General features: G+C 69.4%; 22 protein-coding genes. All 22 read left to right on the forward strand.

Annotated features, from left to right (window positions below):
- Positions 1–158: 158 nt before the first annotated feature.
- The 22 genes from AC07N1_RS01675 (at position 159) to AC07N1_RS01780 (ending at position 24,403) form a co-directional block, all read left to right on the forward strand.
- Positions 159–995 (forward strand): hypothetical protein, encoded by an 837-nt coding sequence (locus AC07N1_RS01675; protein WP_494670186.1) that lies wholly within the window; start codon positions 159–161, stop codon positions 993–995.
- Between the two features lie 228 nt (positions 996–1,223).
- Entirely contained in the window at positions 1,224–1,853 is a 630-nt protein-coding gene (locus AC07N1_RS01680) for a hypothetical protein (protein ID WP_494670187.1), read from the forward strand.
- Positions 1,853–4,042: a phage terminase large subunit family protein gene (locus AC07N1_RS01685; RefSeq protein WP_494670188.1), complete on the forward strand. Its 2,190-nt coding sequence runs from the start codon at positions 1,853–1,855 to the stop codon at positions 4,040–4,042. The genes AC07N1_RS01680 and AC07N1_RS01685 overlap by 1 nt, the downstream gene beginning before the upstream one ends.
- The gene (locus AC07N1_RS01690; RefSeq protein WP_494670189.1) at positions 4,042–4,266 is read left to right on the forward strand and encodes a phage head-tail joining protein; all 225 of its coding nucleotides are present in this window, start codon (positions 4,042–4,044) and stop codon (positions 4,264–4,266) included. Before AC07N1_RS01685 ends, AC07N1_RS01690 begins: the two co-directional genes overlap by 1 nt.
- Before the next feature lie 6 nt (positions 4,267–4,272).
- Complete coding sequence (locus AC07N1_RS01695) at positions 4,273–5,811, forward strand: phage portal protein (RefSeq protein ID WP_494670190.1); 1,539 nt, start codon at positions 4,273–4,275, stop codon at positions 5,809–5,811.
- A 31-nt stretch (positions 5,812–5,842) separates the two neighbouring features.
- Positions 5,843–7,897 carry a prohead protease/major capsid protein fusion protein gene (locus AC07N1_RS01700; protein WP_494670191.1) on the forward strand — a complete coding sequence of 685 codons (2,055 nt, stop codon included), beginning with the start codon at positions 5,843–5,845 and terminating at the stop codon, positions 7,895–7,897.
- Between the two features lie 148 nt (positions 7,898–8,045).
- Positions 8,046–8,387, forward strand: coding sequence for a DUF2190 family protein (locus AC07N1_RS01705; protein WP_494670192.1), 342 nt, complete (start codon positions 8,046–8,048; stop codon positions 8,385–8,387).
- A 42-nt stretch (positions 8,388–8,429) separates the two neighbouring features.
- Positions 8,430–9,005, forward strand: a complete 576-nt coding sequence (locus tag AC07N1_RS01710; RefSeq protein ID WP_494670193.1) for a hypothetical protein — start codon at positions 8,430–8,432, stop codon at positions 9,003–9,005.
- 4 nt (positions 9,006–9,009) lie between these two features.
- Positions 9,010–9,354: a head-tail joining protein gene (locus AC07N1_RS01715; protein ID WP_494670194.1), complete on the forward strand. Its 345-nt coding sequence runs from the start codon at positions 9,010–9,012 to the stop codon at positions 9,352–9,354.
- Positions 9,351–10,031: a DUF6441 family protein gene (locus tag AC07N1_RS01720; protein ID WP_494670195.1), complete on the forward strand. Its 681-nt coding sequence runs from the start codon at positions 9,351–9,353 to the stop codon at positions 10,029–10,031. Before AC07N1_RS01715 ends, AC07N1_RS01720 begins: the two co-directional genes overlap by 4 nt.
- Positions 10,031–10,444 (forward strand): hypothetical protein, encoded by a 414-nt coding sequence (locus AC07N1_RS01725; protein ID WP_494670196.1) that lies wholly within the window; start codon positions 10,031–10,033, stop codon positions 10,442–10,444. Before AC07N1_RS01720 ends, AC07N1_RS01725 begins: the two co-directional genes overlap by 1 nt.
- Before the next feature lie 10 nt (positions 10,445–10,454).
- A complete protein-coding gene (locus AC07N1_RS01730; RefSeq protein WP_494670197.1) occupies positions 10,455–11,735 on the forward strand; it encodes a phage tail tube protein in 1,281 nt (426 codons plus the stop codon).
- Positions 11,736–11,790: 55 nt separating this feature from the next.
- On the forward strand, positions 11,791–12,318 hold the full coding sequence (locus AC07N1_RS01735; protein ID WP_494670198.1) for a hypothetical protein: 528 nt from the start codon (positions 11,791–11,793) through the stop codon (positions 12,316–12,318).
- A gap of 11 nt (positions 12,319–12,329) precedes the next feature.
- On the forward strand, positions 12,330–12,509 hold the full coding sequence (locus tag AC07N1_RS01740) for a DUF7697 family protein (RefSeq protein ID WP_494670199.1): 180 nt from the start codon (positions 12,330–12,332) through the stop codon (positions 12,507–12,509).
- A complete protein-coding gene (locus AC07N1_RS01745) occupies positions 12,506–15,040 on the forward strand; it encodes a phage tail length tape measure family protein (protein ID WP_494670200.1) in 2,535 nt (844 codons plus the stop codon). The genes AC07N1_RS01740 and AC07N1_RS01745 overlap by 4 nt, the downstream gene beginning before the upstream one ends.
- The gene (locus tag AC07N1_RS01750; protein ID WP_494670201.1) at positions 15,040–15,921 is read left to right on the forward strand and encodes a hypothetical protein; all 882 of its coding nucleotides are present in this window, start codon (positions 15,040–15,042) and stop codon (positions 15,919–15,921) included. The genes AC07N1_RS01745 and AC07N1_RS01750 overlap by 1 nt, the downstream gene beginning before the upstream one ends.
- A 1-nt stretch (position 15,922) precedes the next feature.
- Positions 15,923–16,420 (forward strand): hypothetical protein, encoded by a 498-nt coding sequence (locus AC07N1_RS01755; protein ID WP_494670202.1) that lies wholly within the window; start codon positions 15,923–15,925, stop codon positions 16,418–16,420.
- Positions 16,420–16,833 carry an NlpC/P60 family protein gene (locus AC07N1_RS01760; protein ID WP_494670203.1) on the forward strand — a complete coding sequence of 138 codons (414 nt, stop codon included), beginning with the start codon at positions 16,420–16,422 and terminating at the stop codon, positions 16,831–16,833. The genes AC07N1_RS01755 and AC07N1_RS01760 overlap by 1 nt, the downstream gene beginning before the upstream one ends.
- Entirely contained in the window at positions 16,823–22,327 is a 5,505-nt protein-coding gene (gpJ, locus tag AC07N1_RS01765) for a TipJ family phage tail tip protein (RefSeq protein ID WP_494670204.1), read from the forward strand. The genes AC07N1_RS01760 and gpJ overlap by 11 nt, the downstream gene beginning before the upstream one ends.
- A gap of 31 nt (positions 22,328–22,358) precedes the next feature.
- Positions 22,359–22,589: a hypothetical protein gene (locus AC07N1_RS01770; protein ID WP_494670205.1), complete on the forward strand. Its 231-nt coding sequence runs from the start codon at positions 22,359–22,361 to the stop codon at positions 22,587–22,589.
- 57 nt (positions 22,590–22,646) lie between these two features.
- The gene (locus AC07N1_RS01775) at positions 22,647–22,958 is read left to right on the forward strand and encodes a hypothetical protein (RefSeq protein WP_494670206.1); all 312 of its coding nucleotides are present in this window, start codon (positions 22,647–22,649) and stop codon (positions 22,956–22,958) included.
- A gap of 2 nt (positions 22,959–22,960) precedes the next feature.
- The gene (locus AC07N1_RS01780; protein ID WP_494670207.1) at positions 22,961–24,403 is read left to right on the forward strand and encodes a hypothetical protein; all 1,443 of its coding nucleotides are present in this window, start codon (positions 22,961–22,963) and stop codon (positions 24,401–24,403) included.
- The last annotated feature ends 31 nt before the right edge of the window (positions 24,404–24,434 follow it).

Below are 24,434 nucleotides of genomic sequence, written 5' to 3' on the forward strand. Positions count from 1 at the left end.
CACCCGGAACGGGTGGAACGCCTGGAACGGCCGCCCCTCTCCTGCATGAGCATGCAGGGGCGGGCATGAGTGTGTCCGTTCCACCCGTTCCGGCCGTTCCACCTTCTTCTTTCTTGAACAAGATCAAAGAGAAAGAATGGAACGCTGCCCGGAACGCGGTGGAACAGGTCTCCCTGGCCCTGGAACGCCAGCCGGGCGAAGCCCAGGTCGAGCACCTGCTGCGCCATGCAGGCCGCCTGGCCCTGTCGGACGATCAGGTCTCCCGCCTGCTGGCCGCCTACCGCACCACCATCGGGCCGTTCGCCACCAAGGCCGCCTACGCCGCCGCCTTGCGCCAGGCCCGCACCCTGGTCGCCCAGGTCGACGCCGAGATCTCCTCGGCCGCCGCCGCTTCGGTCGCCGACGACGCCGCCGCTCATCTCGCCGGCCTCAAGGCCGACCGCCAGCGCCTGGCCGGTCAGATGAGCGAGCCGGCCCTGCTGGCGGCCCGCGCCCTGGACCGCGAGATCCGGGCGGCCGAAGGCGGCAACGGCAAGGGCTGCGACTTCAACAACGTCGGGGCCAAGCGGATCAAGTCCAGGGACGGCCTGTTCACCCTGGTCGAGAGCGGCGCGCTGAACCGCACCGAAGACCAGGTGGCCCGCGCCTACCGCCTGCTGTTCGAACAGGCGGGCAAGGGCGCTGGCCTGGGCTCGCAGCTGGAAGACCGGCCCAGGTCGGTGCGTGACAGCAGCCATGGCGCCGTGGCTGCTGGCCTCTTCCGGGCCTATGCAGGCCTGCGCCTGACCGGCGTCGAGACCGCCGTCGCGAGCGCCGATCGCAGTGGCCGCGCCCTCGCCGTCCTGCGGGCTGTGGCCGGCGAAGGCCGGACGATCCGGTCGCTGGGCGGAGGCGGCAACACCCGCGACGCCAACCTGAAGGCCCTTCACCTCGCCCTCCGCATCGCCCTCGCCGCCCTTCAAGGGAATGGGGGCTTGCGAATCGGGGGCCAATAACTTCATAAGAAGAACAGGCGTTGAACTGCGCCACGAAGCCCGCCCGACCCCGTCGAGGCGGGCTTTCCTTTGCCCGCCACCTCGCGCAACCCCTTACGCCACAAGGCTTTGCGGCCCTCGACCCCACGACCTCGGGTCCTCCCCCGCCTCCCCCACCCCTATGCGGTGGGGCTGAGCGCGACCTTTCACAGGTGACGGGCTGAAATTCATTATGAAGGTCGTGAATTCATGCCCCTGGTGACCAAGGGCGAGTTCGCCGCCCTCATGAACGTCGGCGCTTCGGCGGTGTCGAACTGGGCGAAGAAGGGCCTGCTGGTCTACGCCGCCGACCCGGACAAGCCGGGCAAAGAGAAGGTCGACAGCGACAAGTCGATGTTGCTGATCCGGGGCACGATCGACCCGACCCGGGGCCGCCCGCGTTCGGCCGAAACGGCACGGGCCGAGGTCCAGCCGGACACGGCGGCCGAACAACCTTCCTCCACCTCCCGGGGTGCGGGGGCGCTGAGCCTGATGGAGCAGGCGAGGCTGGACGAGATGCGGGAGCGCTCGACGCGCCGCCGCATCGAGAACGGCCAGTTGCTCGGCCAGCTGGTGTCGATCGCCGAGTACGAGCGTCGGGCCGGCGAGATGGGGCGAAAGCTTCGCGAGCGCTCGCACGGCGCCATCCGCAACATGTCGGAGCGCCTGGCGGCCGAGGGCGACCCCCGGGTGATCGTGCAGCTGATGGGCGACGCCCTGGACGCGGTGTTCAACCGGGTGGCCGACGAGATCGAAGCCGACCTGGCGACTGAGCGGGCGGTCGACGCCGAGCTCGAGGCCCTGCCGGAGGAAGAGGCCGACGTCGAATTGGAGGGGTGATGACCGCAGAGCCGTTCGTCGTCCCGTCGCTCGAGGCCGCTCGGGTCCTGGATGCGAACGCCGCTCGCATCACCAAGGCCTTCGCCCACGGGATCCGCGCGCCGGCGAAGATCTCGGTCTCGGACTGGGCGCGGAAGTATCGGAAGTTTCCGGAGGGCGCGCCCATCGAGGGGGACTGGTCGCACGACGTTGCGCCCTACCTCGTCGAGATCATGGACAAGCTGTCGCCGCACGATCCGTGCAGCCAGGTCGACATCATGAAGTGCGCCCAGTCGGGCGGCTCGGCCTCGGGCGAAAACTGGATCGGCTACATCAGCGACGTCGCCCCCGGGCCGATGATGTACGTCCAGGCCACCAAGACGGCGGCCAAGGAGTGGGTGACCGAAAAGTTCTGGCCGATGGTCGAGGCCTCCAAGCGCCTCAACCCGGACAAGGGCGGCACGGTGATGGCCAACCGGGCGCGGGGCGGCGGCTCGACGGGCGACCGGGTGCGGTTCGCGCGCGGCGGCTGGATGCTGCTGGCGGGGGCCAACTCGGCCGCCACCCTGCGCCAGCACTCGATCCGCTACGCCATCGAGGACGACCTCGACCAGTGGCCCAACAACTTGGACAAGCAGGGCTCGCCGGAGGGGATGGTCACCGCCCGCCTGCGGACCTACACGCGCCGAGGGCAGTCAAAGCGGCTGGGGATCTCGACGCCGACCACGAAGGGCACGTCGAAGATCGGGCGCCGCTACAAGGACAGCGATCGCCGGCGGTTCTATCTGAAGTGCCCGCACTGTGGATCGCGCTTCGATCCGATCTTCGATGACCTGAAGTGGCCCTCGAAGCGTGCCGACCTGGCGTACCTCCATACGCCCTGCTGCGAGAAGCGGGTCGAGCACTGGCAGAAGGAACGGATGTCGCGGGCGGACGGCTGGTGCCCGACGGCCGAGACGGTCGACGCCGACGGCGTGGTCGGAACCGCGCCCCGGGTGATGACGGAAGAGGAGTTCCAGGCCTGGCGTCGCCGCGACGTGCAGGGCCGTCAGCCCGGCTATCACATCACCGGCTACATCACCGCGTTCATGACCTGGGCGCAGCTGGCCGTGGCCTTCGTGGCCTCGCTGGGCGACGCCAACAAGCTGCGGACCTGGACCAACCTAGACGAGGGCAACGAATACGAGGTTCGGGGCGACGCGCCGGAGGCCGACAGCCTGGAAATCCTGCGCGAGCAGGACTGGGGCGCGGGCCAGGTGCCGTGGGGGCCGGCGGTCTTCACGTTGGGCTGCGACGTCCAGGGCGACGGGATCTACTACGAGGGCCTGGGGTGGGGCGCCGGCCTGGAGAATTGGGCGCTGGACCACGGCTTCCTGCCCGGTGCCACCGACGTGCCGGGGGAGGGGGCCTGGCGGTTGCTCGAGGAAGTGGCCAACCGGCTGTTCACGCTGCCGGGCGGCAAGAGCTTCGGTTACGACCAGATCTGCGTCGACGCCGGCTACAACACCGAGGCGGCCAAGGCCTTCTGTCGCAAGTCGGCCAAGCGGCTGCCGGTGTTCGGCCGGCCCGGCTGGACGCTGCCCATCCTGGGTCGCGGCCAGGCGATCGCCTACGAGATCGGCCGCAACAACCGCGGCAAGAAACGCAAGCTGGCCGGCGACGACGCCTATCTGGTCGGAACCTTCGGCGCCAAGTTCAGCTGGTTCGGCTTCCTGCGAAATTCCATCGAGTGGGCGCAGGCCTCCAAGGCCGGCGAGAACCCGCCGCCCATGCGCGGGCGGATCCACTTCGGCCGGGACATCAAGCCCGGCTACTTCGAGATGCTGACGTCCGAATGCGTGGTCACCGAAGGCGACGGCGACCAGGCGCGCCGCGTCTGGGCCGTGCTGCCGGGCCGGGAGAACCACTGGCTGGACTGCCGGATCTATAACCGCGCCGCCGCCGAGGCGATGGCGCTCGACAGCCGTAGCGACGCCGACTGGCTGGCGCTGCAGGCTCAACGCTACGCCGCCAAGGATCCGCTGCAGGGCGACCTGATCGCCCTGGCCAGCCGCCCCCACGCCGACGCCGCGCCTCCCGCCGAGGCCGCGACGCCGGCCGCGTCCGCCGCCGCCGTGTCCCCCTCCGGGGCGGTGGCGGACGCACCCCGCACCGCCGAGCTCGCGCCGGCCGACGAACCGTACATCGACACTTCCGGCTGGAGCCTCTGATGCCCGCACCCGACTACGCCGAAGAACTGGCCGCCCTGCGCGGGGCGCTGGGTTCCGGGGAACTGACGATCGAGACCGTCGCCGAAGGGCGCGTGACCTGGCGTTCGGTCGCCGAAATCCAGAAGGCGATCACGATCCTGGAAGCCGAAGCGGCCAAGCCGGCGACGCCCGTCAGCGCCCGCTCGTCGTTCGGGTTCTCCGCCGTCGCTTTCTGCCGGGAGTAGGCGGTGATGAACCTTGGCGAATTGATCGACCGCTGCATCGAGCCGTTCGCGCCGCGCCTGGCGCGTTCGCGCCTGGCCGAGCGCAGCGCACTGCAGCTGCAGCGGGACTATGACGCGGCCGGCCATGGTCGCCGCACGCGCGGCTGGCGCCGGTCGAACGGCAGCGCCGATCGCGAAATCCGCCAGGGCCTGCGCGGCGCCCGCAACGGCGCCCGCGAGCTCGTGCGCAACAGCAAGTACGCGGCCAACGCCCTGGAGCACATGGTCGCCGCCACCATCGGCGATGGGATCTCGGCCCGCGCCGTGCATGCCGATGTCGCTGTCCAGCGTCGCGCCCAGGACAGCTGGGACAACTGGGCCAACAGCCCGGTCGATGGCTGGCAGGACTTCTACGGCGCCCAGGAACTGGTGTTCCGCGGCACGGCCGAAGGCGGCGAGATGCTGATCGTCTGGAGCCCGGACGACACCGGCCCGGACGGCGAGATCCGGATCCTGGAAGGCGACTATCTCGACGAGACCAAGAACGTCGATCACCGCGACGGCAGCCGCATCGTCCAGGGCGTCGAGTTCGATGCGCGCGGGCGACGCGTCGGCTACTGGATCTATCCGCATCACCCGGGCGACGCTTCGGGCCTCTGGGCGCCGTCGGTGCGCTACGACGCCGCCCATGTCGACCACGTCTTCGTCCAGAAGCGCGCCGGCCAGACCCGCGGGATCTCCTGGTTCGCCCCGGTGGCGATGGATCTGCGCGACATCGCCGATCTTGAGCAGTCGCGCCTGCTGAAGGAGAAGATCACCTCCTGCCTAGCCCTGGTGCTGAGCCCGCCCGATGGGAGCGGCCCGACCGGCCCGTTCGAAGAAGCCAATGCGGCGAGCGCGCCGAAGGAGGAACGCGGTCCCGATACGCTGCGCCCAGGCATGATCTTACGGGCCCGCCCGGGCGAGAAGGCCGAGACCGTCAATCCGCCCGGAGCCGGCGACACGACGGCCTTCATCAAGCAGCAGGTCGCCGCCTCCACCGCTTCGCTCGCGCCCTACCATCTGGTGACCGGCGACGTCAGCCAGGCCAACTACACCAGCCAGCGCGCCGCGCGCCTGGGCGAGCTGCAGATGCTCGACAGCCGCCAGCAGCATTTGATGATCCCGCGCATGTGTCAGCGCGCCTGGGACCGGCGCATGCGTCGCCTGTTCGCCGAAACCGGCGACCGCCGCTTCCTGGAGGTGAAGGCGGCCTGGTCGCCGCCGGTTCGCCGGGTCGTCGATCCCGTCAAGGACATCGCCGGCGAGAAGATGGAAGTGCGCGCCGGCTTCAAGAGCATGCCTCAATCCCTGGCGGAGCGGGGGCGTAACTGGCCCGATCACGTGGCAGAGGTGAAGGCCTGGATCTTGGCAACGGACGACGCCGGGCTGGTGTTCGATACCGACGCTCGCCGCATCGACGGCTCGGGCGGCCTGCAACCGCCGGCCGGTTACATCGCGCCGAAGGGGGCGAACCCGTCGACGGACGACGACGCCGACGACGGGGCCGACGACACCGAGGAATAGGCGCGTCGGGCGCCTCATCTAGGAGACATCGATGACACGAGCGGCTCTGCCGGTCGCGCCGCAAGAGCGGCGAGGACCGCCGGACTTCAACGGCACGCGCCTGGCCACTTTCAACGGCCAGTCCTACAACGCCACGACGCGCACGGTCGAAGCCGTCCTTTCGGTCGGGGCCCGGGTACGACGCTGGTTCGGCTGGGAAGAACTGGCGATGGAGCCGGGCGCCATCGATCTGGCCCGCGTCGTCCAGGGCCAGGTGCGCCTGCTCGACACCCACAACCAATTTGAGATCGACGCCGTGCTCGGTGTCGTCACCGAAGCGCGGGTCGTCGAGGGCCAGTTGATCGGCACGCTGCGCTTCGCCGACACCGAGCGCGCCCGCAACGCCGAAGGCATGGTCCAGCGCGGCGAGCTCACCGGTATCTCGATCGGCTATGGCGTGCGCGCCTGGCGGCTCGTCGAGATCGATCAGAACGACCATGAGATCTGGCAAGCCAGCAGCTGGGAGCTGCTGGAAGTCAGCCTGGTCTCCGTACCCGCCGACCCGAACGCCGGGGTTCGGTCCGCGGTCCCTGCCCCCGGCGCCCCCCAGGTCACCCAAGAGGAAGACGAAATGACGATGACCCGTAACGCCCCGGGCGCGCCTGCCGCTGCGCCGGCCGCCCCGGCCGCTCCGGCGGCCCAAACTGCCCCCGAACAACGGACTGCGCCCGCCGCCCCGGCGGCTCCTGCCCAGCCGGCTCCGGCCGCGCCGGAACAGCGCGCCGCTCCCGCCGCGCCGGCCGCCGCTCCCATCGATGCGAGCGCCGTTCGCATGGACGCCGGCGACGCCCTGGCCTTTTCGGAATCGGCCCGGGCCTTCGGGATCGAGGACGCCCAGATCCGCACCTGGGTGACGGGCCTGTCGCCCGACGCGGCCCGTAGCGCCCTGCTGTCGGCCGCCGCCGAGCGCCAGCGCGCCGCCGCCCCGACCACGCCGGCGATGTCGGGCGCCCGGATCACCCAGGACGAACGTGATACCTACCGTTCGGCCATGACCTCGGCCCTGCTCAACCGCCACAACCCGGCTAACGAACTGTCGGAGCCCGGCCGGGAATATCGCGGCATGTCGCTGATGGAGATCGCCCGCCGCAACCTCGAGGCCAACGGCGAGCGCGTGTCGGGCCTGTCGCGCATGCAGTTGGCCGACCTGGCGCTGCGCCAGCATTCCACGTCGGACTTCCCCGTCGTGCTGAGCAACGTCTCGCGGGCCACCCTGCGGGCCGGCTACGAGGCCGCCAACCAGACCTTCCGGGCCTGGATGCGCCGCGCCACGATCGCCGACTTCAAACCGGTCAGCCGCCTGCAGCTGGGCGGCGCGCCGTCGTTCCTGCTGGTGCCGGAAGGCGGCACCTTCAAGTTCGGCACGGTCGGCGAGGCCAAGGAAGTCTACTCGCTGGCCACCTACGGCCGCCGCTTCGCGGTGACCCGGCAGACGCTGGTGAACGACGACGTCGACGCCTTCACCCGCGTCCCGACCATGTTCGGCCGGGCTGCCGCCGACTTCGAGAGCGACGCCGCCTACGCCCCGCTGATCGCCAATCCCAACATGGGAGACGGCGTGCCGCTGTTCCACGCCACCCACGGCAACCTGGCGGCCAGCGGGTCGGCGATCAGCGAAAGCAGCTGGGCCGATGTCGACATCGCCTTCGGCAAGCAGGTCGGCATCGAGGGGCGCCCGATCAGCGTGCAGCCGCGCTGGATGATCGTGGCCACCAAGGACCGGGTGCCGGCCATGAAACTGCGCGGCTCGACCGTCTCGCAGGCGGCCGGGGCCACGCCGGGCACGGTCAACGTGTTCGAGAACGGCTTCGACCTGGTGGTCGAGTCGCGCCTGAACCGCGTGTCGGGCGCCACGCCGTGGTTCGCCGCCGCCGACCACTCGCAGATCGACACCATCGAGTACGCCTACCTCGAGGGCGAGGACGGGGTGTTCCTCGACGAGCGCTCCGGCTTCGAGGTCGACGGCATGGAGTGGAAAGCCCGCCTGGACTTCGCCGTGAAGGCCATCGACAGCCGCGGCCTCTATCAGAACCCCGGCACGAACTAAGCCGCCGATCTCCCCCTGCACCTCACGAAGGGCCGCTCCGAAAGGGCGGCCCTTCGTCTTTCCCGCGACGATCTCCGAGCCCGCCGCGCGCGGCGGTCTCCGACGTCTTCGCCGGCCTCCGGCGCTCCCTCCAGAAAGGAACTTCCCCATGAAGACCCAGATCTCCGAAGGCGAGATCCTTCACTTCACGGCCCCGGCCGGCGGCACCGTCTCGGGTGTTGGCCTGCTGATCGGCGAACTGTTCGTGATCCCGGTGACCAGCAACGTCGCCGGCGACACCGTGGCCGGCAAGCTGACCGGCGAGTTCGACCACACCAAGGAGGGGGCCGGCTCTGGCCAGGCTTGGACCCAGGGCATGGGCGTCTATTTCGACGCCACCAACAAGCGCCTGACCGCCACTGCCAGCGGCAACACGAAGGTCGGCAAGGCCACGGCCGCCGCCGCCACGGCGGCGACGACTGGCACCTTCGTGATCCGCCAGCCGGCCTAAACGGCCGGATCCCCATCCCTTCCCTGAAGACAGGAGAGCCAGATGCGCTCGTACCTCATGACGTCCGGCCTGCTGGCCGCTTGCTCGGCTGTGGCCTTGATGAACGCTGAAACCGGCTCCGGCTCCGGCGGCGTAGCCTCGCAAGGCGATGGCGACGCCGCCGCCGAAAAGGCCGCCGCCGAAAAGGCCGCCGCCGAAAAGGCCGCCGCCGAAAAGGCCGAAAAGGCCGAGAAGAAGCCGACCGCCGCGGCCAAGAAAGCCGCCGCCGCGCCGCCAGCCGTCGATCCGGTCGCCAAGGCCGATCCGGCGCCGACCCCGCTGACGGCTGACCAGGTCGCCCCGGCCGAGCCCGCGCCCGAGCCGGCCCTTGCGCCGGTCGGTCCGGCGCCCGGCGCCGAAGTCGACGCCCCGACCTCGGCCGAGACGGCTCATACCGACGCCGGCCGCGCCTTCATCGTCTGGGCGATGCCGGGCCACGAGCTGGTGGCGATCGGCACGCTGCTGAAGGTTCCGGCCTATGAGGCCGAGGCCCTGCGCAGCGCCGGCCGCGCCCGCTACGCCTCGGAAGCCGAGGTCGAGGCCGGCGGCGAAGACGCCATCGAACTGTCGGGCCTGTAAGGCTATGTCGACCGCCGTCGCCCGTCGCCTGCGGCTGCTGGAGGCGCAGTACCGCGCCTTCGGCGAGCCCGCCCTCTGGACGCCCCCCGCGGGCGATTCCGTGGCCGTGACGGTGCGACGCGCGGAAGAGGACAACCTGGTCGAGTTCGGTCAGAGCAGCCGGACCTCGGCGACCAGCGTCTGGATCCGCGTGCGCACCAGCCAGCAGGCCCTGGCGGCCAAGAACGACACTGTCGGGATGCTGGACCTGGCCACCGGCGCGATCCTCGAAACCTACCGCGTCATCGATAAGCCCCAGCGTCTTCGCTTTGGCCTGGAATGGCGGTGCGAGGCCGAGATCGTCCCGTGAAACTCGGTTGCACGGTCGACGACTTCGGCCCGATCAATCGCGGCCTGGAAGAAGACCTGGCCCGCATCCAGACGCGGACCATGCGCCAGGCCACGGCGCTGGCCCAACAGGACGCCTTCGACGCCACGGTCGGCGGCGGCCTGGGCAATCGCCTGGCCAAGGCTTGGCGCAAGCGGACCTATCCGCAAGGCGCCGACAGCCTGGAGCCGGCCGGCTGGGTGTGGACCAAGGCCCCAGTCATCATCGACGCCTTCGATCGCGGGGTGACCATCAAGGCCAAGGGCGGGCTGTGGCTGGCGATCCCGACCAAGGAAGCGGGCAAGCGCGCCCCGACGGCCAACGCTGCACCCTTCGGCGCACGCGGCGCCCGGCAAGGCGCGCGCATCACGCCCGGCGGCTTCGAGCGCCGCACCGGGCTGAAGTTGCGGTTCGTCTATCAGGGCAACAAGCCCAGCTTGCTGGTGGTCGATAACGCCAAGCTGGACGGCCTGAAGCGGGCGGCCCGCTATCAGCCCAAGGGCCGGGGCAGCAAACTCTATGGCCCCGCCGGCCGCACCATCGTGGTGTTCATCCTGCTGCGCCAGGTGCGGCTGAAGAAGCGCCTGGACCTGGACGCCCTCGCCAAGGCCGCCGACGCGCGGTGGGAAACCCTTCTGACGCAGAATTGGAGCGGCTGATGGCCAGCAAGCGCGAGCAGGTGCTCGAGGCGATCAAGGCCCTGCTGCAGGCGGCCCTGCCGGACGCCGAGGTCGTGCGCGACAGCCTGGAGATCGGCGAGGCCGGCCAGCACGGCCGCATCAACATCATTGCCGGCGATCCCGGCGAGCCGGAGGTCAGCCTTTCCCCCGTGCTCTACACCTACACCCACCGGGTCGGGCTGGAGATCCTGCCGCCCGCCTCCGGCCTGGACGGCTTGCTGACCCCGATCGGCGCGGCCCTGCAGGCCGATCCCACCCTGGGCGGCCTGGCCGACTGGATCGAGCCGACCGCGCCCGACGTGGCGGCCCGCGACGTCGAAGGCGCCCTGCAGATCGACTGGGCCGAAGTCGGCCTGCTCGCCACCTACACCACCTCCAACCCCCTGCTCTAGGAGACTATCCATGGCTCGCGCCCGTGGTTCGAACGCCGTCGCGGCGCTCGCCTTTGCCGCCTCGTACGGGGCCGTCCCCGCCAGCGGCTATCGCAAGATCCCGTTCTCGACCCTGAACCTGGGCGAGGAGCAGGGGCTGATCGACGACGACTCGAGCGGCACCGGTCGCGAGCCCATCGCCGCCGACGACGACGTGGTCAACAACGACGGCGACATCACGGTGATGGTCGACGTGCGCAACATCGGCATCCACCTCAAGGGCCTGCTGGGGCAACCGACCACGACGCAGGGCTTGGCGGCGACGGGAACGATCACCTTCGCCGCCAACCCGGCGGCCAACGACACCATCACGATCGCCGGCCAGGTCTTCACCTTCAAGGCCAGCGCCACCCTGGCCAACGACATCAAGATCGGCGCGACCCGCGCCGAAAGCGTGCGCAACGCGGTGTGGGCGCTGAACGCCAGCGCCGTGGCCGCGGTGACCGCCGCCAGCTACTCGACCGATCGCGATGCGGCGGCGATCACGATCACGCACGACACGGTCGGCACGGCGGGCAACGCCTTCGCCCTGGCGGCCTCGGCGGCCACCGTCTCGGCCGCGACCCTGGCGGGCGGCAGCGCCACCGGCCCCTATAACCACGTCTTCACCTCGGGCGCGATCGGCCTTCCCGACGCGGCGATCGAGATCGGCAATCCGGACGTGCCGCTCTACCGGATGAACTACGGTGTCTACTGGAACACCCTGGCCCTGCCGTTGCAGCGCTCGGGCCTGCTGAACGCCACCTTCGGCCTGATCGCCCAGGGCGAGCGGGATGCGACCACCACGACGAGCGCCGGTACGGGCGCGTTGGCCGACCTGGTCGCCGAGCGCTTCAGCCAGTTCGCCGGCGAGATCGTCTATGCCGGCGTGCCCCTGGCCGAGGTGGTGTCGGGGCAGATCAACTACAACAACAACTTCGAGAAGGCCGAGAACATCCGCAGCGACGGCCGCATCGACGGCGCCGACCCGGGCAAGCTGACCGTCACTCCGACCCTGACGGTTCGCCTGATCGACCTGCTGCTGGACGGGATCATCGCCAGCAAGCTGCCGATCGAGCTGTCGTACGGCTGGAAGCGCAGCGCCGTCCAACGCCTGACGTTCCGCCACATGGCCGTTCGCCTGCCCAAGGCCCGCGGCCAGATCTCGGGGCCGGGCGGGATCCAGCGCACCTACAGCGGCAAGGGCCAGAAGGAGGTCGTGTCGGGCAAGAGCCTGATCGTCACCCTGGTCAACGACGTCCCTTCCTACTGATCCACCATCCCCTGTGCGAGCGCCGCTCGCATGGGGCCTAGATGTGAGACACCACATGTATGTTCTAAGCCGCGCCCCCGCCCCCGATCATCGCGAGGTTGTCGTCCTGCCAGGCGGGGCCAAGTTGTTCCTGAAGCCCTGGGCGACGGTGGCCAGCGTCTCTGGCCAAAAGAGCTATCGTCGCATGCTCAATGAGAGCGGCGAACCGGACGCGGCCGACGTCGCATTCACGCTCGCCGCCGTGCTGAGCGCAGCCACAGGGTGGGAAGGTGTCGGCGGGCCGTCTCCGGATGATCCGGAGACTCTTGTCGAGATCCCGTTCGACAAAGATCTACTGCATGAGACGCTCATTCTTGATCCTCCCGCCTATATCGCGGTCGATCAGCAGTACGTGATCCCCGGTCTGCTGCGAGAACAGGAAAAAAACGGATCTGCGCCCTCGCTCGCTGGCGGCTCGCCGGCGGGGGCGATGACGGAGAGCTCGCAGGCCCCTGGGGCGGACGCGACTATTGCGCCGCCTGCCCCGGCCAGTGCGACGAATGCCCCGAGCGCGTCCATGCCTGCCAATCCGACGCCGGCCTAGTCGCCTGGGACGTGCTGCAGGGCTGTTTCCACCAGGTGCGCGTCGCGCCGATGGGCGGGGTGGTCGGCCTGGACTTCACCGCCGTGCTGCTGACGGCCGGCGCGCGCGGGGCGGACCTGACCCTGATCTCCGAACTGCTGCCGTCGATCGAACCCTTCGTCATCTATGCCTGGAGGCCTGAAGAGCCATGAGCAACCTTACCCGTCAGGTCAGCTATCGCCTGAAGAGCGACGGCAAGGCCGAGGTCAAGCGCGACCTGGCCGAGGTCGGCGAGGCCGGCCAAGCCTCGGGGCAGGCCGTGGCTGACGGCTGGAAGAAGGCCGGTCAGGCCGTCGAGCAGACGACGGCCTATACGGAACGCCAGATCGCCCAGTTCAAGAAGTTGGCCGAGGCGGCGCGGGCCGAAGAGCGCGCCCAGGCGAGCCAGGCGGCGATCAACGCGCGGTTGGGCGTGGGGACAGGCACGGGCCTACGCAAGAGCGACTTCCTCACCGAAGACGAGGTCAGCAGCAAGAACGGCGATCTCACGAGGGGGCAACGGGCAGGTCGGCTGAGCTTGGTCCGCCAAGGGGCGGACGTGTTCACGACGGCCTCGATGGGCATGGATCCGATGATGATCGCGATTCAGCAAGGACCGCAGATCCTCGACGCCCTCGCCACTTCTGGCTTGAAGGCCAACGCAAGCATGATCGCGCTCGGGGCTGGAGTGGTCGCCGTCGGCGCGGGCCTGCTGACAGCCGGAGCGGCGACCGCCAGCTACGAGAAGGCGATCAACGACCTGGAGGGCTCGGTGCGCGGCCTGGCGGCCGCCTCGGGCATGAGCAGCAGCCAGATCGACGCCCTGGCGCGCGCCCATGCCGACGCCGGCAAGGTCAGCAACAGCGCCGCCCGCGAAATGGCCGTCGCCTATGCCGAAACCGGCCGGATCGGCGACACGGTGTTGGGCGGCCTGGTGGACCTGACCAAGAGCTACGCGGTCGCCACACATCAGGACCTGCAGGGTGCTACCAAGGATCTGGCCAAATACCTGGCCGACCCGGCCAAGGGCGTGGTCGAACTCAACGACAAGTTTGACTTCCTGACGGCCGCCCAGGAGGAGCAGATCGTCAGCATGGCGCGCTCTGGCCGCACGGCCGAGGCGCAGATCGCGATCATCGACGGGCTGAAGAAGGCGATTGCCCCCGCCGCCGACGCCACGGCCGGCTGGGCCTATATTTTCGACGGCCTCAAGAATTCGATCGCAAACGCAACCAGTGAGCTCGGTCGCTGGCTTGCCGTCTCGGCGGGCGGCGGCGCGCTTGCCGATCGGCTGAAGGAGGCGCAAACGCGTCTGGCCTTCGCTCAGGGCGCTGTATTCAAGGATCCTGGCGAAATCGCCAAGCGCGCGGCCGAGGTTCGGAAAATCCGCGCAGACATCGAGGCCGAGGCCAAGCGGATCGCGGGCGCGCCAGGCAATCAATCATCGACCGACCGCGCTTCCATCGCCTCGACCTACGAGGATCCCGACGTCAAGAAGCTGCGCACCCTGCAGCAGGATCGCGCAAAGTATCTGACGTTGGGCGGCAAAGAGGCCGACACCGCCGTCAAGAACATGGACAAGGAGATCTCGGCGCTGAAGGCCGGATACTCCTCGGCGGCCGAGCAGGCGCGCGCTCTGGAAACCGCCCACCGCAAGGCGATCACGGCGGGCAACCGGGCGACGCGCGAGGCGGCCAAGGACGCCCGCGACGCGGCCCGCGAGGCCGAGGAGGCCGCGCGCCGGAAAGCCTCGCTGCTGGACCACCTGAACGACAATTCGCGCCGGCTGGCCGACCTGGGCGGCGACGCCAGCACCCTTGACCTGCTGGACCGCGAAAGCCGCCTGCTGGCCGAGGTCAACCGCTTCAAGCGCGAGGGGCTGGATCTGAGCCAGGCCGAATATTGGGCGCGCAAGCAGATCAGCGACGAGCTTCAAGCCGAGGCCGCCGCCTATCGCAAGGCCCTGAACAAGCCCGAGGACGGCTATCTCAGTACCGCCGACCGCTTGAAGCGCGTCGAGCCCAAGGACATTGCCCTCTACAACACCAAGACGGCCTTCCTCGAGGAGTTGCGCCTGGGCACGGGCGATGCGTTCCGCGACGGGCTGGTGTCGGGCATGACCGGCGGCGACTTCTGGGACACCTTCCGCGATCGGCTGAAGTACGCCGCCGCCACCGGCCTGGCCGACGGCCTGACCAACAGCGTCTTCGGTTCGGCCGACGGCAGCAAGTCGGGCCTGCTGTCGGGCCTGTTCGGCGGCAAGTCGAGCGCCGCAAGCGGCAACAGCCTGGTGGCCGCCCAAGCCGGCAGCCTGCCGCCGTGGCTGGACGGCATTCGCTCGATCCCCGGCTTCGCCGCAGGCACCGACAGCGCGCCCGAGGGCTGGGCGTGGGTCGGCGAGGAAGGACCGGAGCTTCGCAAGCTGCGGTCGGGCGACAAGATCAAGAGCCACCAGGCGTCGATGGCCATGGTGCAGCAGGCCAACGCTCGCTCGATGCAGGCCGCCGCGCCCCCCGCGATTCCCAAGATCGCCCTTCACAACCACGGCCCGCCAATGGAGGCCGAGGTAAGCCGCGACGCCGACGGCGGCATGCGGATGGATCTCTACGAGGCGGCCGGTCGCGAGATGATCTACGAGGCCGGACGCCGGGGCGACCTGGGGCGCGCGGCCAAGGGCGCTCCGAAGATCAAGCAGTACGGCTGATGGCCAACCTGATCGAGAACGCCGGCGGCCTGGACGGGGTGACCGGCTGGACCGTCAGCGCCGGGGCGGTGCTGTCGATCGACGACAGCATCCTGGGCGGTCCGGGCCGCAACGCCATCGTCGCCGCCAAGACCCTGACGGCGGGCGCTACGGTGTCGGCCTGGTCGAACACCACGGTGGTCACCGCCGGCGAGCCGCTGAACATCATCGTCGCCTTGGGGAACTCGGCCGGCGGCGCACCTCTCCTGCAGCTGGAGATCCTGAACGGGGGCGGCGCGCGGATCGCCATCAGCGATATCGCCACCGCCCCGGCCGGCTATTCCGGCGGGCCCTCTCGCGGGCTGACCGACACCTATCGCATGGTTCGCACGCAGGTCGCGGCCCCGGCGAGCGGCTTCGCACGGCTGGTGGCGACATCGACGGCGGCGACGGCCGGGGCGCACAAGCTGGCGCTGGTAAAGCCCTTTCTGGGCCGCCCCGCCGGGCGCTGGCCGGCGCGGTTCGATCCTGGCCCGCACACCAACATCGACCTGCAGGCCGCGGCGTGGCCGGCGCTGCTGCCGGCGTTTCGGCGCGATGTTAAGATCAAGCCCTACGCCAGCCTCGAGGCCTTCGCGGGAGCGACTGGCGTGCCCGGCAACGCCAGCATCAACGGCGGCGAGGACGCTGCCCTGACCGGCCGCATGAGCCTGAGCCCGATCGAGGCCGACGCCCTGGACCAGTTCTTTCGCGCCACCCGCACGGATACCTTCTACGTCGTGCGGCCCGACACCGACCAGCTGTGCCTGGCCGAATGGCTGGCCGACGGCGCGCCGACGCCGGCGGGCTACAGCGGCGTGAACGTGATCACCGAAGTCAGCCTGCATATCTGGATCGCCTGACATGACCGCAGACGTCTCCGAAGACATGGTGCGGGCCGCCTATGCCCGCACGGCGCCCGACATCGCGCTGCTGGTGACCCTGACCGCGGACGGTCTGGACGCACCTCTCCGCGCCACCAGCTGGCCGGGCCGGATCGACGGTTCGCGCCGTCGCGGGATCGTCAGCAAAGGTGACACCTACGATTTCTTCCCCTTGAGCTTCAGCTGGCCGGGCGCGGGCGCGGGCGAGGTGCTGCGTGCGGCGAAACTGGAGATCGCCAATTTCGATCGGGCCATCAGCGAGGGCGTGCGCACAGCCACCGGGCAGCCCGTAGTCGACATCGAAGCCGTGCGGGTTGAGGCGCCCGACGACGTCGAGCTGGCCATGCTGGAGTCGGGGATCGAGGCGATCGAGATCGACCACCTGCGCGCCTCGGCGACGCTGACGCCCAACGACTTCTCCACCGAGCCGGCGTGCTTTGCCTGCTACACGCCGTCGCGGACGCCGGCCGTCTACTGATGACCCCGCTGGCGTCGGCGGCCCCGTTCGTGGGCGCGCCCTACCTCCCCCTCGGCAGGACGCCGGAAGGCTGGGATTGCTGGGGCTGCGTGCGCTGGTGCCGACTGGCGATCTTCGGCCGCGAAACGCCCTCCTGGGCCGACGCCTACGGCCTGGACGACTTCGCCGGCTATCGGCAGCTGCTCGACAAGGCTGAAGCGCTGATCCTGGAGCGGTTGTCGGCCTGGCGGCCACATGCCCGGCCAACGGCCGGGCATGTGGTGTTGCTGGCCGTCCTGCAGCGTCGCGCTCACGTCGGCCTGATGCTGAACGACCACGAGTTCATCCACGCCTGGGAAGGCGTGGGCACGGCGATCGAAAGCGTGCGCAAGCCGCGCTGGGCGCGCAATGTCCGAGGTTTCTATGACGCGTGACGATGCGAGCGCCGCTCGCACCGAGCTAACGGCGCTGATCGCTTCCGAGCCGATGACGCCGCGCGTCGTGCGGCTGGCCTTCGCCGCCGGCGGCACGGTGGCCCAACTGCTGACGCGCGCCGTCGCCGAAGGCCACCTGGCCATGGCCGACCTGTCGCGCACCGAGGTGCTGGTCAACGGCCTGCCGCTGCACGACCGGGCGGAAGGCCTGGACCGGGTGTTGGAAGACCGCGACGTCGTGAACATCGCCGTGACCCTGCACGGCGGCGGCGGCGGCAACGGCCGCAAGAACCCGATGCAGACGGTGCTGCAACTGGCGGTGATGGTGGCGGCGGCCTATATCGGCGGCCCCCTGGCCAGCCGGGCGACCAGCCTGATCATGCAGTTGGGGCTGAAGGCGGCGGCGACGGCGGTCGCCCTGGGCGGCGCCGCCGCCCTCTCGTCGCTGTTCGGCCCCAAGGCCGACAAGGCCGAGGACCAGACCTATTCGCTGTCTGGGCAATCGAACCAGGCGCGGCCCGGCCAGTCCATGGCCCTGGTGTTCGGCGAGGCGCGGTTCACTTTCGACCTGGCGTCCAGCGCCTACACCACCGTGGTCGGTGACGAGACCTACATCACGGCGATCTATGGCGGCCACTATGGTCCCAGCGCCGTCGCCGACCTGAAGTTTGGCGAGACGCTGGTCTCGACCCTCACCGACGGCGAGGTCGAACTCGAATATTTCCTCACGCCCGGGCCGCGCGACACGCGGCTCTATCCAATGCGAGTAGTCGAAAGCGACTATACCGACACCCTGGATTTCGACAGCTCGACCCCCAGCGCCTGGGCCACCCACACCACGGCCGAGAACGCCGAAACGGTCGAGATCGACATCAGCTTTCCCAGCGGCCTGGGCTACACCAAGTCCAACAGCCAGAGCTTCGTCAGCCAGGAGGTGCGCGGCCAGGTGCAGTATTCGGTCGCCGGGGCCAATATCTGGCTGCCGGCCCCGATCGGGACCTATCGCGATCGCAACGGCGTCCTGCTGCCGGCCGGCGACTGGTACGTGCAGGCCAAGTCGAAAAAGGCGCTGCGTCGAACCATCCGCTTCAGTCCGCCGGCCAAGGGCGAATACGACGTGCGCGTCCGGGCCTGGGATCCGGACAGCGACGACGCCAACAACTCGACCTACGTGACCGTCTGGGCGGCGATGCGGACGATCGAGAATCGTCCCGCCATCGTCGACGAGGTGCTGTCGATCATCGTGGCGCGCTGGAAGGGGTCCAAGACCGTCAACGGCCAGGTGCCGACGTTCACGGGCGTGGTCACGCCGATCTGTCCCGTGCTGGACGTCGAGGGCGAGTGGACCGGCGACCCGGCAGTCTATTCGTCGGCCTGGCAGCCGACCTCGAACGCCCTGGCCCATGCCCGCTACATGCTGACCGGCTATCCGGCGGCCCGGCCGCTGCGCGCCGACCAGATCGACGAGTCGTTCAAGTCCGCCTACCAGCTGGTGGAAGAGTACGACTGGACGGGCTCGGTGATCCTGCAGCAGGACGCCAGCCAGCAGGAAGCCCTCGACCAACTGGGCTTCATGGGGCGGTGCGCCTTCTACCACAACGGCCAGGCGATGTGCGCGGTCAGCGACTGGGAGAAGCCCGCGCCCAAGCAGATGTTCGGCGTCACCAACGGTCGCGACTACCGCTACGCGCGGGCGTTCTCCAAGCCGATCCACGGCGTGATGGTCGAGTTCTACAACCTGTCGCAGGACGGCAAGGCCGACCAGCTGTTCGTGCCGATGGACGGCTACAGCGAGCACGGCGGCCTGGTCGAGGGGGTGGAGACCCTGCCCGCCACGATCATCGAGCGCTGGAGCCTGCCTTTCCGCGCCAAGCAGGTGCGCGCCTACAAGGAGGGGCGGGTCTGGCTGGCCAAGCGGCTCTACCAGTCGGAATCGCATACCTGGACGGCGGGCGTCGACAGCTTGGTCTCGACCTTTGGCGACCGCGTGCTGGTGCGCCATCCCGGCTCCCTTTTCGGCCAGATCGACTGCCATGTTCAGAACCGGATCTGGAGCGGCGGCGCCGTGGCCGGCGTCCGTCTGGAAAAGGCCGTCAGCATGGCGGCTGGCAAGACCTACGCCCTGGACGCGCGGCTGGTCGACCAGGACGCCCTGCGCGGTGTGGTGGTCAACACCGTGGCCGGAACCACGCGCAACCTGATTTTCCCTGTCCCGCTGGCGATTGACGCCGCGCCCGGCAAAGGGGATTTCGTCAGCTTCGGCGAGCTCGACATCATCACGGAGGACGTCGAACTGATCGACTACGCGCCCTCGTCGGCGCGTTCGGTCACCCTCAAGGCCCAGCCCTATCGCTTCGCCGACCTGCAGGCCGCCGAGAACGGCCCCATCCCGCCGTTGCAGACCAAGCTGTCAGCCCGAGCCCGGGCGCCGACGCCGACCATCCTGCAGGCGGTCGGCGATCCGTCGGGCGCGACCGTGATCTTCAGCGTTTCGGGCCAGCGCACTTCGCCCGTGCAGGCCTTCACTGCCCGCTGGCGATCGACCCCCACCGACCCCGACCCCGCGCCGTCCTGGTCCAGCCTGCAGCCCCTGGATCCCGATCAGCGCCAGCTGGTGACGCCGGCTTTCTCCGACGCCCAGAACACCGCCGGCGAGATCGACGCCGAATACCGGATCGACATCGAGATCCGCACCGTCCTGGCCAATGGGGACATCTCCGATCCGGGGGTAGTCTCCGGCCTGCTGATCGACCGCGGCGTGCCGACGCCGGTCAACTTCAATGTCGGCGGGATCAAGCGGGCGGCGGCCGACGGTTCGGCGCGGCCGGTGCTGTCGATTTCGGCCGCGCCGATCACCACGGGCCTTGTGCAGGATCTGGTCGTCGAGCGCCGCCCCGCCGGCGGCGACGACGACGACTGGGTGAGCGCCGGCGCGGCCCTGCCGGCCAAGGCGCCCTATGGAGACCTCGAGGTCGCCGGCGGCGCCAGCTATGACGTCAGCGGGCAATGGCGCACGTCGGACGGCTGGCTTTCGCCGCGCGTGATCAAGCCCGCCGTGGCGGTGCCGGCCGGATCGCTGGTGGCCAACGACAGCCAGACGACCGGGGGCAAGACGCCCGGCCAGATCGCGCTAGACGCCAAGGCCCTGGTGCAGCCGCAGCTAGACGCCCTGGACGCGGATCTGGCGGACGCGACGAATGCGCTGTTCGATCCGGCCAACGGCGCGATCATCCGCATCGACGAGTTGGAGGGCCAAGATGCGGTCTTCACCTCGCAGATCGCAGTGCTGAATGCGAACGGGACGGTAGCGGCTGGCCGGCTGGACGTGCTGGAAGCCAAGAACGTCGCCTATCCGAATCTGATCGCCAACGGCGACGGCTCGCTGAGCACGAGCGCCGAGCCGCGCAAACATTTCGACGCCTCGTCGGCCGGGGCGATCTCCACGGCGTACACCGCCTCGCAGGGGTCGGTCTGGGTGTTGGCGGCCAACGCGTCTGGCGCGCTGCGCAACATGATCTCGGACTGGTACTACGTCGATCCGAACGAGACGATCAGTCTGGCCATGAGCGGCGACCCAGGGCCCAGCACCGGCGCGGCCCGGGCCTATATCTTCATCCAATGGAGCCAGAACGGATCGAGCATCCAGACAGCGGCGGGCGGCGTGGTGTTCCTCGACGCCTCGACGCTGAACTGGAGCAACCTGCGGGCCCCGATCACCCGCACGGCGCCCGCCACCGGCGCAAACCAGTTTCGCTTCGTCGTGGCCATGCCCAACGGCTTCCTGGCCGGCGCGATCAGCCGGATCATGGTCAACAACGGTTCGGTCGCCTTGCCGTGGAGTGACGGCTACAGCGACCGCCTGCTGCGCGCCCGGGTCACCACTACTGAAATCGCCCAGGCGGCCACCGACACCACGATCGCCGGCCTGACGCAGCGGGTCGGGGTGTCGATGCAGCAGGGCGCGGCGCTGAACGCCAACAGCCGGTTCGGGGCCTATAGCAACACCACTGGCGTTCCCGATGGCTGGGCCGACGCCGGCGGTGGCTCGACCTTCACCCGCCAGACCGGCCAGGGCGCAAACTATGGTGTCGGCATGCCGGTGACGGCGACGACGTCGAACGTTGGCATGGTGTCGAGCGCCTTGGCGGTGACCGCCGGCAACTGGATCCTGCATCTTGAGGCGCTGAACAGCTCGAGCACGTGGCGGGGCGCTGGGCTGGTGTTGTTCAGCCCAGCTACCGGCGCCGTGGTGGCGACCCTGAACTGCGTCACCGACGCCGACGACGCCGGCCTGACGGGCGCGGGCGGTACGGGCGTTCGGCGGTTCAGCAAGGCGATCACCGTCGCGGCCGCCGGCAACCTGGTGCTCTACGCCTTCGCACTGTGGGACGGCTTCCCCGGAGGGGTGACCAAGTCGCTGACCTGGTACGCGGCCGAGATCTCTCCAGTCGATCAGTACGCCCGCAACGCCGACGCCAAGGCTCAGCAGGCGCTGACGTCGTCGGCCAGCAACACTGCCGCACTGGCGGCTTTCGAGGCCCTGGCTGACGCGCGCCTCGACGTGGCCGAGGCTGGCATCGTCAGTCAGGGCGCGGCCTTGGCTGATCTCGACGAGGCAGTCGCGACGTTCGAGACCTCGGCCAATGCGCGGCTCGACGATGTCGAGGCCGAGGCGGTGATCCAAGCCGGGGCTATCGCGGGCCATGACGCCAAGCTGGCCGCATGGCTGGACATCGTGCTCTCGGCCGGTGGCGATCCGCTGTACCTGCGCGCCCTGGCCACCTCGGGCGGCTCGTCCCTGGCCATCGCTGCGACGGCCCTGATGCTGCTCAACATCGTCGACGGCACGGCGGTGGAGGCGCTGCGGTTGATCGACGGTGAGGCCTATTTCGGCGCTCCGGTCTCGGTGGATGTCGCCGGCAAGCGTCTGTCGATCGGGCCGGGCTTTGGTGCGGCGGATGACCTCATCCTGTGGTTCGGGCCTAACACGGTCTCCCTGGCGACCATGACGAAGGCCAATGGCTATTTCGCCTTCGCGACGGACGGAAAGATCTACTACGGCACGGGTGAGTTGGGGTCCGGCGGCGGTAGCGGCGCGGCCGCCGACGTCGCCACGATCGGCGGCTCGACCAGCGGTACGACTTGGGTGACCGTTTCCAGCCTGACGTTCGCTTCGCGCCCGGCCGCCGGCTTCTGGTCGATCGACGGCGTGATCGCCTCGGCCGCCGTCAGCAACAGCCTGACCTTCCTTGGCCAGTGGCGCGTGCTCGAAAGCGGCTCCAACGCCGTCCTGGCTAGCGGCACCTTCAATGTGCCGTCGGGCGGGGGCGGGGATATCGAGGACGCCGACTGGTCGGGCCAGGCCGGCCTGAAGCCCCAGCAGGCCGGGGCGGGAAACATCACTCTGTCGTTCCAGGTATGCCGCGCCAGCGGCGCCAACAACCTGACCGCGATGGCCGGGTCATTCACGGCCACCTACACCCCCAAGGCCTGACGGCCTTCTCATCCCAGAAAGGACTACGCCCATGGCGACCGAAGACGGCGGCCTGTCGCTGACCGAAGAACAGGAGGCCGCCCTGGCCGAGATCCGTGGCTGGCAGATCGAGCGCGAGGCCGCCATCGCGGCAAAGCTGGAGGAGATCATCGCCATGATCGACGTGGCCAAACCCCTCTATGGCGGCGATCCCAGCAGCACCCTGTCGGGCCTGCGCAGCTACAGCGTCGTCGTGCGTGACAAGCTGACGCCCGCGGCCTGAGCCGCATTCGTGCGAGCGCCGCTCGCATCCTACCCGCCCTTCCAACTGGAGACCACCATGGCCAAGGTTCACGTGACGCTGAGCCGCATCAGCGGGCGCGCGCCCAATCTCGCCTATCTGCCGATCCCGGCCGCACAGGAGTTTTCGGCTGAAACCAAGGACAGCACGGCGACGTCAGCGCTGCTGGGGCTGACCGGCACGCGGGACACCAACTGGAGCGTGACGGCGACGGGCGGCAACGTATGGATCAAGTTTGGCGGTGGCACGCCGATCGCCGCCGAAAACGTGGGCTATCTGATCATCGACGGCACGACGCGCGATTTCGCCGTCTCTGACGTCGGCGAAAAGATCGCCATCAAGAGCGCCTGACGATGGCGGGGCTTTCGATGGGACTGGGGCTGGGGCTGGCGCGGGCCCCAGCCAACGCGCTGACCTGGCGCAGCATCGTCCGTCAGGGCGAGTTCTCGACCAGCCTGCGCGCCACGACCGCGCCCAAGACCCGGGTGGATCATCGCGCCCAGTTTCCGGTCTGCGCAACAGTCAAGGAGGTCGCCGCCGTGTTCGCCGGCGGCATGATCACCCTGACCGGGGAAGCCGGCGGCCCCAATCCGATCAGCTACCTGGCGGCCGCCTTCGAGAGCGGCGCGGCGCATGCTCCCTCGACGATCGGCGGCCAGGCGGCGTTCACCCTGGCCCAGGACGGGACGAGCGTGGTTCGCAGCGACAGGACGGCCATCGCCCTGTCGGCAGGCTCCACGGTCTTCTATCGCGGCCGAGCGGATCTGGGCGCGGGCTTTGTGTCGCCTGGCGTGCAGACGGGCGACCAGAACTTTACCTATGACCCTGGCGTATCGACGGCCAACGTCATCGACGGGACGGGTTCGATGAGCGGCCCGGCGGGGGCGACGAGCGACCAGTATGTCGGGCCGCTGATGCTGGTCGCGCTCCTGGGGCGGCGGTTCAAATCGACCCTCGCCGTGCAGGACAGCCGCAACCGCGCCAACGACTTCGTCGACACCGACGGGGCAATCGGCGGCGGGCATCTGCGACGCGCCCACAAGGACCTGGGCATTCCGCTGACGACCATGGCGCTCAACGGCCGAGAGTCGTTCGACGCCGCCGCCCAGGGCGCGCTGCTGCGTGGCATCCTGCCGAATTTCTCGATCTTCTGGATCGGTACGGGGATCAACGACATGCTGGTGGGCGGGCGCAGCCTGGCCACGATGAAGGACACCCTGCTGACCTTGATCGGCTGGGGGCGCGCCGCCGGCGTTCCGTGGATCGTCGTCGAGGTTCCGGTCACCTCGGTCACCAGCCCCAACACCAAGGCCACCACGCTGGAAGACCAGACGCCGGTCGCCGCCTGCGTCGTTGGCGGCCAGCGCGACCAGTACGCCGACTGGCTGTACGAGTTGAAGGCGGCCGGCACGATCGACGCCGTGGCCGACTATCGACCCGTCGTTGAGGCTGTGGGCAACAAGCTTAAGATCCCGGCAGTGACCGGCGCGCTGCCCGATGGGGCGACGACGTCCGCGACCTCGATCAAGACCAGCGTCCAGTTGGTCTATGGCGACATGATCGTGGCCAGCCCCGGCGGCGGCGCGGCGATGTCGACCGGCCAGGCCAAGGTCACCGGGTCGGTCTCGGACGGGGCGGGCTTCTTCACCACGACGATCGCCGCCGGGCTCGGCGTGGCCCAGTCGGCCGGCGCGAGCTTTGCCCTGACGCCGGCGCTGGACCTGCTGCACCTGGAGACCTGGGGGCACCTGCAGCAAAAGCCAGTCGACGTGGCGGTGCTGCAGGGGCTGGTCTGAACCTTGGGCCTGGCCCGCTTTCGTCAACCTG

Source organism: Caulobacter sp. GW821-FHT09B11 (assembly GCF_059418205.1).